The following is an 18,128-nucleotide window of genomic DNA, read 5'->3' as shown; positions in this document are numbered from 1 at the left end:
GCCCAGGCCATCACGGCGTACTGACCTCCGGGCATCAACTCTGGAACCAGGCAGTGGCGATGGACACCGACCATGAGACTGACGTTCGACGGCGACTGGCACGCCACGGTGACGGACGACCCGCTGCCCGTCACGCCCCGCCTCGTAGGCACCTCGCTGGACATCGGGCCCTACACGGACGCGGGACAACGTGAGCGGTTTCTGGCGCAGACATTCGGCAGCCAGGACCGGCTCTGGGATGCGCCCGACGTCCTCCGCTTCGACCCGGCCAGCAGGCAACTGGTCGGGGCGCAGTTCCGGATGCCGGAAGAGTCCGCCTCCGCCGAGGACCGTGCCCGCCTCCCTCTCACACCCTCCGCGCGTCCCGGCGGGCTCCGTGCGGATGAGGTCCGCGACTTCCGGCAGGAGATGTGCACGGTGCTGTGCCGCGCTCCCGGGGACGCCGTACTGACGTGTCTGCGCGACCTCGACGTCCTCGACGAGCCCCTGGAAGCCCGCATCGGCATCGCCCCCGACGTGGCACTCCTCGTCCAGCACGGCACCGTCGTCGGCTGGAGCCTGACCGACCCGGCCCGCTACCTGACCACCGGGTTCAACACCCCCGACCCCACACCGCCCTCCCCCGCCACCCACCGCCTGCTCACCGAGTGCCTGGACCTGATCACCACCCCGGTGATCGACGACCTGGTGGACGGCGAACCGACCGCCCTTGCCCGGCTCCGCGCCGCCGACGAAGCCCTGCGCGCCCAGCACGATGACCGGCACCGGGCCGACGCCCTGCGCACGCTCATCACCACACTGGTCGACGACTACGCGAACCAATGAATCAACAAAGGCGAGTAGTTCGCACCGGAACGCGGAGCATCGCATTCCTAGGTATGGAGGACCGGGGCCGTACCGCACGTGCCGCAGGCCAAGCCGGCTGCGGAGTACATGGCTCTGGTACAGCCGGTGTGGCTCTACACCGTCATCCCCGGCCCGCCCGAACTGGCCCTGCACCGAGCCGCAACGGCGGCCCCGAAGGGCACGGCTGGACATCACATCTGTGGCCCCACGGGGACCAGAAACTCCCTCAGCCGGCCCGGACCACGGGCGGCTCGCCCCACTGCGGCCAGACCAGGGCACCGAGTGCCTCAGGGCTGCGAGGGAGGTCATTGTTGAGCCAGTCGACAATCACGCCGAGCAGTGCCCCCGCCACGAGGGCAGACGGCGGATCGTAGTCCGGGGAGCCATCCGCGCCGTCGAGGCGGGCGCGGCCCCCTCGACGGACCAGTGATTACCAGCCGACTCAGGAAAGACGCGACCCGGTCCTCACGATCGACTTCCTGCCCCGCGCCGGCACCCTCTGGGCCCGGGACGTCCCGATCGGTGCCCCTAAGGTCAGCCCGCTGTTCGGCGACCACACCGGCTTGTCGCCGATGATCGTCTTCAGCGGCACCGCGATATCCTGGACTCCGATGCACTCCGCCTCGTGCCCCGCAACTCCGGCACTACCCGGCGATGATGCACCTCTCGCCCGCAGCCCCATGCCCGAGGGCCGCCAGGCACTCGACGAGGCCACAGCCTTCATCCGGCAACACACAACGGTCACAGCGCTGCCGCCCCTGCTCCCCTGTCTCGTGACCACGCGTCTGTCATCACCCACGCCACCCCACGAAGCTGCAGGTCACCCGCGCTCACCGGTTCGCGGAAAGTTCTACGTCGTGTAGCCACGGAAACATGTCGGCGCGACCCGCCCGGAACCCGGGAAATGAGAAAAGCAGCAGGTCAGAGGTGCTTTTGGGTCCCGAATGAGGTCTCCCGGTACAGAGCCTCACGTCGGTGGAGTCGCGTCGGTGCGCCCAGTGTGTACGAGAGGCCCGCCGCCGAAACGGCAGTGTGATTGAAATTCGCTGACGAGGCCGCTCCGGGCCTGGGAGGCTTGTCCCGCCTGTTGCACGCCGCTCGGGGACGGAGCCACCTAGTTTGATCATCCTGGACACGAACATGTTGTGGGGTGTCTCCCCTGACAACGCGAGCGTCGACCTCCTCAAGACCATCCGGGCGACGGGGGTGCAAGGCGTCGCCGTCCCGTGGACAGTCATGGAGGAGCTGGCCGCGCAACGGGCGCTGAAGTACCAGGAGAAGTACGACGCTGCCTTCGACGCGCACAAGGCGTTGCGCATGATCACGCCCTGGGAGACCAACGCCCGTATGCAGCCTCTCCAAACCGAGAAGGTGCGGCAATACTGGCGGGATGCGTTCGCCGCCATCCTGGAGGTGTTGCCTCCGAGCGCGTCGGTACTGCAAGAGGCCGCCTACCGGGAGGCCAACGTCATCCCGCCATGCAAGCAGCTGGAGATGAAGGGGGTGAACAAGCCGGTGAAGACCGGCTCGCGTGATGCCGCGATATGGCTGACCGCCGTCGAGTACGCGCGCGAGCACCCAGACGAGACGGTGTACTTCGTCAGCAAGAACACGAACGACTTCGGTGACGGCTCCTCATACAAGGGGCGGGCGAGACTGTGGCTGGACATCCAGGAGCTGGGGGATCGTTTCAAGCACTACGCATCCCTTGACCCCGTTGTCGCCGAGTTCACTCAGCCTACCGAGGTGGACGATGCCTTGGTGCAGGAGCAGGTGGGCACCCCCGAGGCGGCATTGATCATCGCCCGGGAGGCGGGAGCCAAGTGGGGTGCCGACGTGGAGAGCGTGCACGCGTTCGACGCCCCCACCTTTCTGGGAGCGCTCTGGCCCGACTCGGACGACAGCAAACGCCCCCTTATGGGCGGTGTCGGCCCCTGGATCACGACGCCCCACGCCCAGGTGGACCTCGTCAGCGATGTAAGCGCCTACCGGATCGGCGACCACGTTTGGTGCACAGCAACGGTGCGCTGGCTCCTCACCGGCCTGGCCCTACTTGGCAGGCAATCGGGGATCGGACGAGTGGGATGTGCCTGGGAGACACGCCTGCTGTTGAGCCCAACCAAGGGTGAGTCACAGCTCACTATCCTGCGCAGCAGCGCTCCGATGCCCCTCACCACAGAGGACTTCCAGCGGCTTCCGGACCCTGGTGCATCCGCCGCTCTTCCCGGCTACTCGGCGGAGGTGTGGCAACAGCTCGCGAAGTGGCAGGAAGCCGAGAAACCGACTCTCTTGCAGAGCGCTCTGATGGCTATGGCCCTGTGGGCCGGTAGCCGGCGTAAGGACGAGTAGGGCAGCCTCCGGCTGCTCGTCACCGGCCGCCGCACCTGCGGGCGGCCGGGGCCAGGTCTAGGTGAACTTGAAAGGCGGCAGGCCCTGTCCACCGGACATCTCCGCCTTGACGACATTTCCCCGCTGCGCGAGATCGCCCTCGACGACCTTCCCCCTCAGCTCTGCGAATACGTCAGCGATCTGCTGGAAGGATGAAGCCGAAGCCGGGCAGCCAGGACCGTCCGACCCCAGAACACCGCCACGTCGCCGAACTCGGCGAGAGGATCGTGCCCCGGTCGGACAGATCGCCGTACTACACTCCGACCCCTTATCAGACGTACATCGTGGTGGAGACTGGCAGATGAGCAACACCACGGTGGCTGGGCAATGGCACCGATGCGGCTGGACCGAAGGTGACACAAGCCGACGGTGAGTGCGGCGCCAAGGCCGTCGGCCAGTAGCGGGTCCTCCCATGGCTTCGGCCTGGCGGCCGAAGTGCCAGGTGCGGGTCAGGTCGGCCTGCTGATCCGTTGCACGCCACGGCTCCAGGGGGCGCGTGCAGGTGATGGGTTGCAGCGAGGTCGGGAAGGACCGAGGAAGGCGGAGGTCGGGCCTGTCCCATCGGCCTGGCGCAGCACGAGCCCTGAGAAACCTGGGAAAACGGCAGGTCAGGGCCCATATTCCGGCTCGCTGCCTGGGTGTCCAGTTCGCCAACCGAGCAGGACGATGCTCGCTCAGGTGCCGTCCTGACCCAGTTATCTGGCCCGCAACCAGCCGACCTGACCAGCGACTTCCAGGATGGCGTCAGCTGACTGCTCAGGAGGTATACCGCGTGGTGCATACCACGGTGATCCAATCCCCGCCGCCTGCATTGCTTATCGCGTTGTTCTTGGCTTCGGCCTGACTGGCGCCGTGACCACCCCAGTAGCGATGGGCGCTGGGGTTGTAGGCCACAGCGCCACAGCTGTTGGTGAACGACACGAGGACCTTGCAGCTGCCTGGGCAGCTGTTCAGTGCGGCTTGCTGGGCAGCACTGGCGGATTTGTAGTCCCAAGCTCGGCCGTAGGCGCCGTTGCTCGCCACGGCTATGGCGCCGTGATAGTTCGGCCGTGGAGCCGGCTCAGGTGACGGGGCCGGGGCTTCCGTCGTTTCGGGGGCGGGATCGTCGGTCAGCGGATCGGGGTCGGGTTCCTCCGTCGACGGGTCTTCGGTCACCGTGTCGTCCGGATCGTCTGGATCGACGGGATCGACGGCGGAGTCGCCATACGTTGGATCGTCGGGCACGTACGGATCGGCGGAAACAGTGGGGATCGCGGAGGAGTCGGAGTCGTCGCCCGACGTGCTGCGGCCGTCCGCGAGCGCGAACACCAGCATCACTGCCGCGATGGCGGCGGCGACACCTGCGGCGGCCTTGCCCGGCGACTTACCACCCGTGTTTCCTGCCGGGCCTGTTCCGGCCCCGGGGGAAGCGGGTGCAGCGGGCCGTGCGGGGCGCGGCGCTGCGGGCCGTGGGGGGCGCGGCGTCGACGGCCTCGGGGCGTTGACCTTGGTGCGCTTGCCCGGCTGCGTCCGGTTGCGCGCCTGCTCCAGTGGATGGAGCCACTCCGCCAGCGCCGGTCGCCGGGCCGGGTCGCTCTGTGTGCTCCGCTGCGCAAGATCCGCCAATTCGGGCGCGACACCACGCAGCGGCCCCAGATCCGTACTGACCTGGTCCTGGTTGAAGAGTCTTGCGGCGATCAGTCCGAACTTGTACGTGTCGGAGGCCGGCGTGGCCTTCGCCGACTCCGGCACACTCCAGCCGATGGTCTCGACCTGGGGCAGTACATCCTGGGTGCGATACCGCATCGAATCGCAGTCGATCAGCAGGACGCGGGGCGCACCGTCCAGGGTGAACAGGACGTTCTTCGGCGAGAGGTCGCCCACCACGACGCCCCCCTTGTGCAGCCGGCTGAGCGTCGAGGCGAGATCGGTGAGCAGGTCCAGCCTGGTGCGGTCGTCGAGCGTCAGCCCGATGGTCTGCAGGAACGCTTCCGGATTGAGCAGAAACTCCAGGCCCTGCTGTTTGACACCGCCGATCGCAGCGCTGTTCAACTCGAACTCGCTCCCCACGCGCCGCATGAGGAATCCGGCCACGGTGGTGCCGGAGTGCGCCGAGAGCGGCAGTTGCGAGGGCGCACTGCCCCTGTAGACGATCGCGATCGGCCAGGCCAGCCGCTCGGACAGAAAGGACTGGTCGGCCGGGTCAAGCGTGAAGAGCGAGGCGGCGAGCGCCTGCAGCGCGACGGGGTCCGGGCGCACCTGTGGCCGGTACTCCTTGTAGGCCAGCTGTCCGCTCAGCTTGGCCGGTGCCCAGGGCACCCCGTAGACGATGCCCTGCCCGCCGTCGCCGAGGCGGTGCGCCTGGTACTGCCCCAGTTGGTCGGGCCGGACCCACGGGACCTTCACCGGGGGGCTCCCGGTGCCGTCTCACGCGGCCACAGCGCGATCAGGGTGCGGTCGTCCCCGAACGTCTCCCGGGAGAAGTCCAGCAGGTGCGCAAACCTCAACGGCGTTACGGGGCGTCGGAGCTCAGAGCGGAACAGGTGCCCCACGGCTCCCTCACCGTCACCTAGCGGGTCGCCGAAACCGTCGGTGCCGATGAGCAGGACAGTGCCCGGTTCGAGGACGGAGGAAAGGGGGCGGACGACCGCCGGGACGAGGGGCAGCGGGTCCACCGCGGACGACAGGAGCCCATCCGGCCCCGTCTTCTTGCCGCCGCCCATCGCGTGGAAGCGGTCGTTCCTGAGCTGCCACACGCCGGAGTCGCCCACCCAGACCACGGAGACCTCCACCCCTCGTTCGGTGGGTGTGGCTGTGCCGGCGACCAGGGTCGTACCCAGCAGCTCGGCCGTCTCCTGCACCCCTGCCTCGTCTTGCCGGTGCAGAAGACGGCGCGCCTGCTCGCGCAGTTGCCAGTGCACGGTGGACAGCAGCTTGTGCCAGTCGCCGACGAAGCCGCCCCCGTTCCTCACCTGCGACAGCATCTCGTCGACCGCACTGCGGCACGCCAACTGCGCACCGATGTGCGGCTGGTGGGCCTCGGACACGCCGTCGGCGACGGCGAACGCCACGGTGCCGGTGCCCTGGTCCCACGCGATCGCCGCGTCGTCCTCACGCGGCGTGCCGTCGTGCCGGTGCTCGTAGCCGCGTACGGACGCCAGCCGTACGTCCAGTGCCGCCGTCGACCAGCCGTCGCAGACGGTGTCGGGGCGGTAGGACATCCCCGTGGGCGGCACCGGGTCAAAGGCCATGACGGCTCTGTCCACGACGACAGGACCCCACTGGTCCGCGGGGGCGTTCGGCGGGTACGGGATACTGCCCGGGTGCTGGAGCGGCGCTGGGGCGGAACCGTATCCGGCCACGTCCGGCCGCACGTCCCACGGCGCGTCACCGGCCATGCCGTCGGGCAGGTCACGGGGCGCACCCCGTGACGCCTCGCCGAACCGCTGGTCCTCCGATGTCTCCGGCGGCCATGGTGGCATCGGCGGTGGTCCTGGTGGCGGTGGCACGTACCGGGCGGGTTCACTCGGCGTCTCCTCCCGGCGGCGGTTGAAAGGCGGCGCCATGTCAGATCACGTCGATCGCTACGGTGAAACCCTCCGGCTTGTCGACCTGCAGGTGTGGGTTTGACGAATCGAGTGAGCGGCCCGAGGCGATCACGCTCTTGGTGAGGGCGGCGCAGAACTTCGCGATGGCCGCGCCGACATCGACCCCCTTGTCGGCGACGAAGGCGAACTCCGGTCGCGTGGCGACCTTGTTGATGGTCTCCGCGTCCGCGTCACCTATGCCGCAGGCGATGATGTTCGGTGCGGCGGGTGTCACCGAACGGTCGGTGAGCCGGCGCAGCGTTTCCTGCCAGTTCTCCCCGCCGTTCGGGACTCCGTCGCTGAGGAAGAACACCGCAGGCCTGTGCACCTGGTAGCCCTGGCTCTTGAGGTCCTTGACGTCGGCCGGGATACGGTCGGCGAGGTCCTGGAACGCCGCGGCGTAACTCGTCGATCCGCGGGTGTGCAGTTTCGGGAACTCGTTCGCGCTGCGCAGGTCCACCTGGTGCACCCGCTCGATGACATCGTCGGAGAATCCGAGTACCGAGAAGCGCACCTTGGCCGCGGCCATCGGCTCTCCCAGCAGTGCCTGGTGCAGGGACTTCAGCCCATCGTTGAGATCATCGATGTGCCCGTACATCGAACCCGACTCGTCGGCGAGGACGTAGATGGGGAGCAGATGCCCCCGGTTGCTTTCCTTCATCGTCAGTGTGCCCTCTCGTCTCGGCTGTGACTGCTTGTTGGGTGCCGCGCGTTCGGGCTGGCGGACCCCATGCGGCCCGGCGCGCGATCAGGTGGAGGTCCCAGTCGGCTCCACGGGCCAGTTCCGCCTCGACGGGCGCCCAGAGGGCGTGGAGGCTCTGCTGGTACGAGAGGCCGCCCCGCCCGGAACCGATCAGGGGCAGGCAGACCGAACGCAGCGGCGGGATTCACGTGGCCCCCTCCATGGCCACAGCGGTGGCGTGCAGCCCAGGTTGCCCCGGATGTCCCTGATGAATGAAGGCGGCCCACACCGACAGACGGTCCAGGCCCGGCAGTTGGGCCTCACGCGCCAGCGCGCCGCCGACACTGCCGGGAACCTCGCGTTGTGGATCGAGCATCCACAACTGCGCCGACCGCAGGGCGTTCGCCGGGGCCTGGCCCTCGACCGCCACGAAATGGTGGAACACCGCCATCATCAGTGCCGAGGCGCTGTCGATCGTCCTCCATCGCGATCCCACCACGTTCCGCGCACCGCGTGCCACGAACGCCGTGGTCAGCGTCAACGCCTCGTCGTGATCACGGGTACTCAGGTCCGTCTCGCAGGCGCTCAGCACGACCAGCGGCCCGGCGCGACGGCGAGCGGAGGGGGCGGCTCCGGCGGCGGCGCTGTCGTCCGTGACATCCAGCAGCCGGGTCACGGTCAGCATGCCCAGGTCCGGCACCGCGCCCGGGCCGCCTCGCTCGGCCGGCCACGCCTCACTGTCGCCGGGGAACGCCAGGCTGAGGGCCGACACGGTCGGCCGTGGTCCGGCGGACCCGTGCGACGCCACATGAAGCAACGACGCCTGACCCAGTACGGCCAGCACCTCGTCCGGCGTTCCCGGCGCCTGGGGCGGAACCGGCGCCTCGTAGAACTCCCCGTAGAGCCGCGCCCCCGGGTAGAACGCACGGTGCAGTGCGCTGACCTCGCGTTCGGCGTGCGTGAGGTCCATCCGCGGATCGGCCACGAGCACCGGTGCCGCATCCACCCGGAGCCGATCGCGGCCCACCGCCGCGAGGAACTGGCTGCCCGACGCCGCGTAGGTGACCACCAGGTCCTGGCAGGCGTAGCGGTAGTCGCCCCGCTCACGATGGCGCGCGGCGTGCCACGGCACGACGCCGAGGTTCCCGCAGGGCACCAGCACGAGGCGGAGGGGGCCGCGCCGGGCGGTGGTCCGCGCCGTGGTCCGCCCGGCGTAAGCGGCGAGGCGGTCTTCGAGCTGCTCGGTCAGCGGTCCCATGACCGCGTACCAGGCCCAGTCGCACAGGCGGCCAAGAGCCCTCTCCCACCTGCGCTCGCCAACCTCGCCGCCCACCCGGGAGCGGGCCACCGCGGCGTTCAGGTACTCCGCGAGCGGTCCGCTCGGCGTGGCGAGCAGCGACGGCAGGTCGAGCACCTCCGGCTCCATGTCCGGTCCCAGGGCGATCGCCATCCCGTGGGCCTCTCCCTGCCCGGGCAGCAGGTAGACCAGTACGTCGGCGTCGCCCGCCGCGACCCCCGCCCGCAGTTCGGTCGTGCTCGGGGTGGCGAACAGCGTCATCCGGCTGTCGTGCTGCCGGTAGCCGAGCGCTTCCAGGGCCTGGCGGCGCAGGCTGCTGGGAAGGAGCCGGCCGCCCTCCGCGTGCGTCGCGGATGCCGCCTTCCGCCAGGCGTCGGCGAGTTCCCGGTGCCCGCGCGCCGCAAGCAGCTCGGGCACTCCTGCGGAGGCCGAGGCGGCGTGGAGCACCAGCGCCCGGCCCAGCTCCAGGGCCGTGACCGCCGCCTCCAGACGGCCGCAGCCGATCGCCGTGCGGGTGGTCATGAGTGCTCGGTTGGCCGCGGACCGGGCCGTCTGCAGGCCATGTTCGGAGCCGACCTGCAGGAGTACGTCCGCCGAGACGGCGTGCAAGGCGTCCAGCCCCGCGTTCGTGGCGGCGTGCACTTCCTCCGGGTTCTGCGTCCGGAACCACCGCAGCCAGTACGCCGTGACGAGGTGCCACAGCGCGTCCGCCGCGAAGGCCGTTTCCTGGCCCTGCCGGGCGCGTTCACGTATCCGCTCCAGGCTCGCGATGGCACGGTTCAGGTCGGCAGGGTCATCGGTGTGCTGGTACCGCTCCATCAGGGCGAGCGCCGTACGCAGCTCTTCGAGCTGGCGCTGCATGGGCAGGGCAGGAGTCACTCGGCCCGCCCCGTGCAGGCTCTCCTCGACCAGGGCGGGATCGCTCTCGTAGTGCCCGCGCAGGAGCTTCGCCTGCCTGGTCAGCTCGCCCAACATCTCGTCCCACGGCGGCGGCGCCGACCGTGTGCACTCCTCCAGGTGCGCGAGCCCGCGCAGGATCTCCGACTCGTCCTCCAGCAGCGAGCCACGGGCCTGATACGCCAGGCTCAGGGCCAGGGGAACGAGAATCCAAGAGGCCTGTTCCCTCGGCACGGTCGCATGGAGGCCCCGCAGTTCGTCCAGGACCTCGTCCAATCTGCCCAGATCCTCGGCTCGTTCGGCGCGCGAGATCCGGGAGAACACTGAGAGGAGACGAATCGCGTTGAGGGCGTCGGCGTCCGTGCCCGAGGCGGGCGCTGCCTCCTCCAGCCCCAGACCGGCCTTCATCTCCTCGGTCACGCGGTGCGCGAAGTCATCGTCCTGGCCGCTGCCGATCATGCTGCCCGCGCCGTGCAGCAGGACGGCACGCATGGCCTTCATGGTGAGGGTCATCGGGTGCCCCGGCGGAAGCCGGTCCGTGACCTCGGCCATCTGGCGCACGGCTGTGTCAAGCAGCGCCGGATCTCCCGTCCCGATCGCTGCCGCTGCCGCGAGCAGCGCGGCGGAGATCTCGGCGTCGACCTCGCTGGAGACCTGACGGACGGAACCACCGGCTGCCGGCTCTCGGGGCGGGTCGTCGTCGCGACCGGCTGCCCCGTGCGGTGGCGACGAGGGCATCCCAGGAGCGTTCCACAGTCCCATGGAGTGGGCCAGCTCGCCGAGTTGGGCTTTGTAGGGGAAGTCCTCAGGCATGACGTCTTTCAGGCGCTGCTGCATCGTGTCGCTGACGCCGCCCGTCCGCAGCAGTTCCTCGAGCAGAGGCATCATCGAAGCCAACTTCTGTAGCTTCACGTGCAGTTGGGGCGGCATCGGTAAGTCCTGGACGTCGCAGAGGAGCGCGGGCAGTTCGGCCATTTCGTCGCGGCCGATCTGTGTCAGGTACCAGCTCAGGGCGGCCGGGAAGTCAGGTGCCAGGCCGATACCACCGCCGAGTTGTGGTGGCGGCGCCATCAGAAGCAGCAGGCACAGCGCCACACACTGCCGCTCCCATGTGGGGGCCTGCGGCTCCGCCTCGCGGACGCGGCGCAGGTGCACGAGCGCCCGGCCCCGGTCCTCTGCCGGGCCGCCGTTCATGTGCCGCAGGGCGAGCAGGACCCCCAGCCGGGCCACCACGGCGGTGCGCCGCTGCCCATCCGAGCCCAACAGCCGTTCCAGTTCCGTCAGTTCATCCAGAGTCCGGTCGAAGAAGGCCTGGTCAACGACAACCCCGCGCGGTACCCGCGGCGGCACCCGGTGGAAGGGGATCAGCAGATCGGCCGCTTGGCGGCGTCCCGCGCCCAGGCCCGCAGCCTCCGTGTCCCGCCGCTGCCATGGTCCATCGCGCCCCCGCTCCGCTCGTCCCGGTGTTCACAGGGTGCCCGATCCTCCGGGCCCCAGGAGGCCGGATCACAGGGATCGGACGGAAGCCGACCCGGAAGCGACCGGCAGCCGACCGGTTCAGCTGTCCTCGCCAGGGCCCGAATCCGAGGACAACGCGCATGAACCGCGGGTGTCAAATGGGTCGCGTCGTGGCTGTGGTGCCAGCGAGCTCGGTATGCCTTCGCGAGCTCCCACAGAGCTTCGCCCGCGAACCGGGGTCCTGGCCGATCCGCATGCCGTCGCGCACCTGCTCCAGTTCATCGATGGCCGCTTTGAGATCCGCCGGGTTGTGCGTGAGGCCGTACGGGATCAGGGCCATGAGGCGCAACGTGTGGTGGTGCGGGGTATCTGCCTCACGTGCGGCGAGATCGGTAACGAGGGCTCGCAGCTTCGTCACCTCCTCTGAATCCAGTCCGTTCAACCCTCGCGCTGGTCGCTGCGGGTGTGCGCCTCCGCGACACGGGCGCCGCGCGGCTCGGCCAGGCTCGTCAAACTCCGCGCGAGGGTGCGGCATCCACTCGCAGCCAACCACCGAGCGGGTGGAAGTCGGTGAAAGCGACCTGATGTTCCCCCGCTGTGCGGGAGGTACTGATCAGCTCAGGCACCCTTCGCCACCGGCTCCAGACTCGTCACGCACTCCACATGATGCGTCATCGAAAAGTGTCACATGAGGCACGTGACGAAGAAATCCCAGTTCAGACCGCGTTTGCCAGCTCTTCTGGCGGGCACTCAGGTCCTCGGAACGTCAAACAAGCATCATGATCGGGCGACAAGGAGTTTCAGAGGTCGAGGACCAGGCGGTCGCCCTTGGCTCGGGAGACGCAGATCATCATGGTGTCGCCTGCGGCGCGCTCCTGGTCGTTCAGGACCGAGTCGCGGTGGTCGATCTCCCCGGACAACACCTTCGTCTCGCAGGTTCCGCAGATTCCCTCCTCGCAGGAGGTCATCACCGGCACACCGGCAGCTTCGACGGCCTCAAGAATGGACATGTCCTCAGAGACCAGCAGCGTCCTGCCGGACTGGGCCAGCTCGACCTCGAAGCTGCTCTGCGGCCCGGCGGTGACGTCTCTCTTCGGGGCGAAGCGCTCCAGGTGCAGAGATCCGCTCGGCCACTTCTCGCAGCCGGCCTCGACCGCCGCGAGCAGCGGTTCCGGACCGCAGGCGTAGACGGCTGTCTTCCGTTGCGGCTTGCCGAGGAGCGAAGGCAGGTCCAGCAGCCCGTATTCATCCTGTGGCCGCAGGCTCACCCGCTCTCCGTAGGCCCGCTGCAACGTCTCACCGAACGCCATCGAAGCTCGGGTGCGGCCCCCGTAGACGAGGCGCCAGTCGGCGCGGGTCGCGTTGACGGCTGCCACCATGGGCAGGATGGGGGTGATCCCGATTCCGCCTGCGATGAACAGATAGTTTTTGGCCTTCACGAGCGGAAAGTGGTTGCGTGGCCCGCGGATGCGTACGGACTCGCCTTCCTTGAGTACGTCGTGCACGTGGCTCGACCCGCCCCGGCTTTCCGGTTCACGCAGCACCGCGACCTGAAGCCGGGATCGATCCGCTGGGTCTCCGCACAGTGAATACTGCCTGACGAGGTCGGCTCGCAGTATCAGATCGATGTGGGCCCCCGGCTGCCATTCCGGCAGCGGACGGCCTTCCGGGTCGCGCAGCGTCAGCAGCACAACACCTTCGGCTATCGATTCCTTGCGTTCCAATACGAGGTCGAGTTCGACCTCGGTGCCGAGAGTGCTCATGATCGGCCTTTCATTTTTTACGGGTGATGATTCGGTGGTCCGCGTTCTTTCCTGACCGATCAGGACGGGAAGCAACGGCCGAAGTCGCGCAGCAGTCGAGGAGAGCCCTGCAACTTGATCTGGCGACGGACCAGTGCCCACGCCAGCAGCGTCGGTTTGGTGAGGAAGCGCAGCCAGGTGGCCGTGTCGGCGGTGATCTTGAGATCCGGCTCACCATGATGTCCGTCGGCGATATCGAGTTCGCGGTCGCGGATGGTCACGGTGATCTGCCTGGACTCGTCGCCGGTGAAGGTGAAGTGGTAGGTGGCGGACATGTCCTTGGCCTGTTCGCGCTGAAAGATCAGCGGCAGGCCTTCCATCAGACCGTCGATGCTGTTCGCTCGCAGGCTCATCGCCACGTGCTTCGTCCGCTTGTTCGGGAACTGTTTGGCCACGTGTTGCTCGGCGTCGGAACCCGGGACGACGTAGACGGTCTCTTCCTTGTCCACCAGTGGGCGCACGACCTGGGTCAGGTGTGACTTGCGGTTTTCCAGCCAGGGGCCGATGACGTCCTCGCCGGCCGGGCACACCGACATGCAGTAGGCCGCTTTGTAGTTGGCGCCGAAGGACAGGCTCTGCCACATCGACGCACTCTCGCTGTCGCTCACTCGCGACCGGTAGTCGTGGGCGTTGCGGCTTTCAGCGACCTGTTCGGCCCAGTCGCCGAAGCCACCCATGAACTCTCGGTAGTTGTGCGTGTAGCAGGCGGAGAAGTTGAAGTGACCGTCGGACGCGATCGCCCCGGTCGGGCAGGCTGTCACGCACAGCTTGCATTCCAGGCAGGGGTTGTACTCGATGGGCTGGGAGAGGTCGCTGACCTCGGCGTCGATGAGGATGGTGCCCAGCAGGATGAAGTTGCCGAATTTGGGGTGGATGACGTTGCGGTGGATGCCCATCTTGCCGAGTCCGGCCGCCACGGCGACCGGCTTGTGCCCGACGACCCACGTCTTCCTGGGGAACTTGTCCATCTCCATCGGAAAGCCCATCGCGGGGTTGATGGCGCGCACGCCCATCGCTTCCAGCTTGCCGACCACTTGCCGGCCGACCTCGTTGGAGTGGTAGCCGGTGTGATGGAATTCCAGGTTGGCCACCGAGCGCGCCGGGGTGCGGATGTTCTCCCGGTTCATCCGGGTCACGAAGCTGATCAGCACTCGGACACCCGGCAGCGCGGCTTCCAGGTCCGCTCGCTGGTCGGCGATTTCCGGCCGGTCGATCTCCACGAAACCAACATCGTCCGCACCCGCGTCGAGACACAGCTGCCGCAGCCAGGACGCATCCAGCGGCTCGGCGGGACGGGTGACGGCGCGATCTTGCCGCTGACGAACTTTGACGACTGTGGGATGGTCGGCGAGCTTGTTCTTGCTGGCCATCGGGCATCCTTTCCTGTTTTCTAGCGTGGTGTCAGGTGCGTCGTGACCGCTCGTGCGACCGCGTCGCGCACCTCTGTGTGGGTGGGGGCCGGCAGGCCGCGTTCGGCGGCGAGTTCGGTCAGCGAAGTCATCCGGACGCCGGGCAGGGCACATGCGGTGAAAGTGGTGTAGACGCTCAGGTCGGGGTCGATGTTGAGGGCGAAGCCGTGACTGGAGACGCTTCCGCTGATGCGCATGCCGATCGAGGCGAGTTTGCGGTGATCGGGGGTCCACACGCCCACCAGGCTCTCCGACCCCGGCCGCGTCTCGCGGCGGACCGCTGGGAAACCGAGGGTGTCCAGCGCGTCGATCAGCGCCTGCTCCACGCGGCGGACCAGGCCACGGGGACCGAGCTCGCGCACGTTGAGCACGAGGTAGCCGATCAGCTGGCCGGGACCGTGGTAGGTGGCATGTCCGCCGCGGTCTGTCTGCACCAGGGCTATGGCTGAGTCAGCGTCGGGCAGTTGGTCGTTCGGCGTCCGGGCGGTGTAGGTGATCACCGCCGGGTGCGTGAGCAGGAAGAGCCGGTTGGCGGCGAGTCCCTGTTTGCGCTCCTCAACCCAGCGGGCCATGTCCGCCTGCGCCGCGGCGTAGGGTACTTCTCCCAAGTCGACGCGTTCCAACTGCCAGTGTGCCGGTTGTTCCTCCATGGATCCCGGCGACATCACCGCTCGTCTCCTCGCTCATGACCGCAGTTCGACCGCTCCGCGACTCAGCCAGTCACCAGCTTCTGGATGCGGGGATGGTTCTCCAGCGCCCACCGCACGGTCTTCGGCGGCCGCCCGAGCAGGGTTTGGAGCTGGTCGCTGACACCGCGGTATCCGCCGCCGCCCATCAGCCGGGTCAGGGTCTTCATGTGCTCCGCGGTGTGCGGAAACTCGGCCAGGGCAGGGTCCACGTAGGTCTCGTTCCAGGCTTCGACCTCTTCGGGAACGTAGGTGACCCGGCGCCCCAGCACGGCCGCGAAGTCCTCCGCGAACCCGTGCATGTCCTTCACTTCCGGACCGTTGAGCTCGTAGGACTTCGAGATGTGCGGCGCGGGGTCGGCCAGGATCTTCGCGCACGCCTCCCCCACGTCGTAGCCCGCGATGGGCGCGAGCCGGTGGTCGCCGAAGGGAAGGCGCAGTTCACCCTTGCTCAGTGGCTCCAGCGCCAGCCAGGTCATCAGGGGGTTCTCGACGAACATGGCCGCCCGGATGTTGACGGTCGGGAGGCCGGACCACTCCAGCACCCGTTCGGCGATCCAGTGGGCCCGCTGCTGCGGCGACCAGTCCGCGACGAGTCCGCCGAGCCACGCACGCCGCTCTTCCTCCGGTCCGGTCACCTTCTCGAACGTCATGAACGACTGCTCGAACTCGGACATGTTGACGAAGACCTCGATGTCGCCCTGGGCCCGCGCCGCCGCGGCCATCAGGCTTACGGCGTCGGTGTAGTACGGCGACAGGCTCATGCTGAAGTAGATGCGCCGGACGCCCTTCAGCGAGGCGGTCACGTCGGCGATGTTGAGCAGGTCTCCGACGAAGACCTCGGCGCCGGCCTGGCGGAGTGCCTGCGCGCGGTCGTCGTCCTGCCGCACGAACGCGCGCACCGGGTGCCCTTGGTCAAGCAGCATGTCGACGATCGTTCGGCTCACACCGCCGATATGGCCGGCTGCTCCGGTGATCAGGATGGGATTGCGCTCTGACATCGATGATTCCTCTTTCTGGTTGCGGTGAGTCAGCTGTACGGAAAGCCACGGGATGTGGCCGGGGATCGTTATGCGCCGCTCCGGTCGCCTGGGGCGTCTATGCCGTTGCTCGGCCAGGTGGCAGGCCAGGGTCTCGGTCGCACTCGCGGACGTGACCATGTCCGCCGGAAGCGGTCGATGGCGGCGAGGCGGCCTGGCTCAATGGCCGCCTCCACGCGGGCCTTGGGCCCTCCTCCCGCCGAACCGTGCCGGCCAGGCGGATTCTGCGCAGTGTCATCGGGGCGTGAGGCCGTCGATGTGGGCGAGGAAGTCCAGGAGTGCGGCGTTGGTCTCCGCCGGACGCTCCTGCTGCGTCCAGTGCCCACAGCCCGAGAGCACCACTACGTCGTGAAGTTGAGGCACGACGGCGGTCAGCGGGTTGCCCGACCCGCCCTGGCCGCGGAGCATGTCGCTCAGCGAGGGGCCCCCGTCCGGGCCGCGCAGCGAGGTGACCATGTCGCGGTCTCCCACCACGTACAGCGCGGGGACGTCGATCCCGCGCCCCCGGAAGGCCGCGAGCAGTTCGTTGTTGCGTTCGATGTTCCGGTACCAGTTGAAGGCTCCGGTGAACGCCTGCTCGCCGTGGAGGGCGAAGTCCTCGGCGTACGCCTGGATGTCCTCCTCGGTCAGCCAGGCCGGGAGGTCGGGCGACTGCGGCATGGTGTCCAGCAGGCCCAGGCCGTCGGGTATGACCAGCGGGCGGGGCTCTTTGCCGAGCGGGTTGTCGCCCGAGGCACCGACCAGGAGGCGGCGGAAGGATTCCGGGACGTCCTTGGCGAACTCGGCGTCAGCGACTCCCGGCTGCTGGAAGTAGACCTGGTAGAAGCCGTCGCCGTACTGGGTGCGGGTGATGGAGGGCGGGACCATCCCGCCGGGCAGGATCGGCGGAATACTGAGCCCTGCCACCGCACGGACCTTGTCGGGGCGCAGCATCGCGGCGGTCCAGGCGACGGGTGCGCCCCAGTCGTGACCCACGACGACCGCCTGTTCCTCGCCGAGTTCCTCGATCAGGGCGATCACGTCGCCGACGAGGTGGAGCAGGGTGTACGAGGAGACGTCCGGCGGCTGCTCACTGCGGGCGTAGCCGCGCTGGTCCGGGGCGACGACCCGGTACCCGGCCGCTGCCAGCGCCCCGAACTGGTGACGCCAGGAGTACCAGCTCTCCGGCCAGCCGTGCAGTAGCAGGACCAGCGGTCCCTGCCCCTGCTCGGCGATGTGCAGTCTGACCCCGTTCACGTCGACGAAGCGGTGGGTGAGCGAACTTTCCATGAGAATTACCTTGGAATCGGTGCGTGCGTACTAGTTGTTCAACTGCGGGTACAGGGCTTCCAGATCGGCGGACAGCTGCGACTTGACCCAGCGGGTGGTGTCGTCGGCCAGCACCTCGTGCGCCCCCGCTTCGATGCCGTCGAGTGCGGCTACGGCGACGTCGCGGGGGTCGGCCTTGGGTGCGTCGATGCCCGACGTCATGTCGGTGTCCACGTAGGCCACGTGGAGCCCGGTCACCGCGATGCCGCGCGGCTGCAGCTCCAGGCGCAGGGAGTTGGTCTGCGACCACAGGGCGGCCTTGGAGGCGCCGTATGGCGTGCCGTCGGCCAGCCAGGACAGAGCGGAGTGGACGTTGAGGATGTGGCCCCCGCCGTTGCGCTCGATGACCGGAACGAAGGCCCGGGTGACCAGCAGGGGCCCGTAGAAGTTGGTCTCCATGTCCCGGCGGACGTCCTCCATCGAGGAGTCGAGATATGAGGCGCGGACCGAGGCGCCGGCGTTGTTGATCAGGATGGTGACGTCCTGGGCCTGCTCGGCGGCGGCCGTCACAGATGCGGGGTCGGTGACCTCAAGAGCCAGCGGAACGGCACGGGGGTGGGTCACCGTGCGCGGGTCACGGGCCGTGGCGTAGACCTTGCCGGCTCCGCGTCCGTAGAGCTCCTCGACGAGCATCTTGCCGATACCCCGGCCGCCTCCGGTGACGAGAACGGTGGCGCCTTCGATTGCTGTCACGACTACCTCCAAGAGCTTGGAAACCGATCGGTTTCACTCACCGTAAACCGATCGGT

At 68.4% G+C, this 18,128-nt stretch carries 13 protein-coding genes; 2 read left to right on the top strand and 11 right to left on the bottom strand.

Annotated features, from left to right (window positions below):
- Positions 1–72 precede the first annotated feature (72 nt).
- Positions 73–825 (top strand): hypothetical protein, encoded by a 753-nt coding sequence (locus ACZ42A_RS27605; RefSeq protein WP_468529971.1) that lies wholly within the window; start codon positions 73–75, stop codon positions 823–825.
- 1,140 nt (positions 826–1,965) lie between these two features.
- Positions 1,966–3,195: a PIN domain-containing protein gene (locus ACZ42A_RS27600; protein WP_468529970.1), complete on the top strand. Its 1,230-nt coding sequence runs from the start codon at positions 1,966–1,968 to the stop codon at positions 3,193–3,195.
- A 795-nt stretch (positions 3,196–3,990) separates the two neighbouring features.
- Here the strand turns inward: ACZ42A_RS27600 and ACZ42A_RS27595 are convergent.
- From ACZ42A_RS27595 to ACZ42A_RS27545, 11 genes are all read right to left on the bottom strand, one after another.
- Entirely contained in the window at positions 3,991–5,619 is a 1,629-nt protein-coding gene (locus ACZ42A_RS27595) for a DUF4189 domain-containing protein (protein ID WP_468529969.1), read from the bottom strand.
- Positions 5,616–6,695, bottom strand: coding sequence for a protein phosphatase 2C domain-containing protein (locus ACZ42A_RS27590; RefSeq protein WP_468529968.1), 1,080 nt, complete (start codon positions 6,693–6,695; stop codon positions 5,616–5,618). The genes ACZ42A_RS27595 and ACZ42A_RS27590 overlap by 4 nt, the downstream gene beginning before the upstream one ends.
- Positions 6,696–6,780: 85 nt before the next feature.
- Complete coding sequence (locus tag ACZ42A_RS27585; protein WP_468529967.1) at positions 6,781–7,461, bottom strand: vWA domain-containing protein; 681 nt, start codon at positions 7,459–7,461, stop codon at positions 6,781–6,783.
- Between the two features lie 226 nt (positions 7,462–7,687).
- Positions 7,688–10,939: a CHAT domain-containing protein gene (locus ACZ42A_RS27580; RefSeq protein WP_468529966.1), complete on the bottom strand. Its 3,252-nt coding sequence runs from the start codon at positions 10,937–10,939 to the stop codon at positions 7,688–7,690.
- A 349-nt stretch (positions 10,940–11,288) separates the two neighbouring features.
- Entirely contained in the window at positions 11,289–11,552 is a 264-nt protein-coding gene (locus ACZ42A_RS27575; RefSeq protein ID WP_468529965.1) for a hypothetical protein, read from the bottom strand.
- Positions 11,553–11,934: 382 nt separating this feature from the next.
- Positions 11,935–12,897: a PDR/VanB family oxidoreductase gene (locus tag ACZ42A_RS27570; RefSeq protein WP_468529964.1), complete on the bottom strand. Its 963-nt coding sequence runs from the start codon at positions 12,895–12,897 to the stop codon at positions 11,935–11,937.
- A 59-nt stretch (positions 12,898–12,956) separates the two neighbouring features.
- A complete protein-coding gene (locus ACZ42A_RS27565) occupies positions 12,957–14,306 on the bottom strand; it encodes an SCP2 sterol-binding domain-containing protein (protein ID WP_468529963.1) in 1,350 nt (449 codons plus the stop codon).
- A 20-nt stretch (positions 14,307–14,326) separates the two neighbouring features.
- Positions 14,327–15,010 carry a lipoyl(octanoyl) transferase LipB gene (gene lipB, locus ACZ42A_RS27560; RefSeq protein ID WP_468529962.1) on the bottom strand — a complete coding sequence of 228 codons (684 nt, stop codon included), beginning with the start codon at positions 15,008–15,010 and terminating at the stop codon, positions 14,327–14,329.
- Between the two features lie 47 nt (positions 15,011–15,057).
- Entirely contained in the window at positions 15,058–16,191 is a 1,134-nt protein-coding gene (locus ACZ42A_RS27555; protein ID WP_468529961.1) for an NmrA family NAD(P)-binding protein, read from the bottom strand.
- Between the two features lie 114 nt (positions 16,192–16,305).
- Positions 16,306–17,340, bottom strand: a complete 1,035-nt coding sequence (locus ACZ42A_RS27550; RefSeq protein WP_468529960.1) for an alpha/beta fold hydrolase — start codon at positions 17,338–17,340, stop codon at positions 16,306–16,308.
- A gap of 30 nt (positions 17,341–17,370) precedes the next feature.
- A complete protein-coding gene (locus tag ACZ42A_RS27545) occupies positions 17,371–18,072 on the bottom strand; it encodes an SDR family oxidoreductase (protein WP_468529959.1) in 702 nt (233 codons plus the stop codon).
- Positions 18,073–18,128 lie beyond the last annotated feature (56 nt).

This window comes from Streptomyces sp. NPDC030838 (assembly GCF_055572035.1).
The sequence above is the reverse complement of the archived record's forward strand: the minus strand, read 5'-3'. Positions and strand labels throughout refer to the sequence as shown.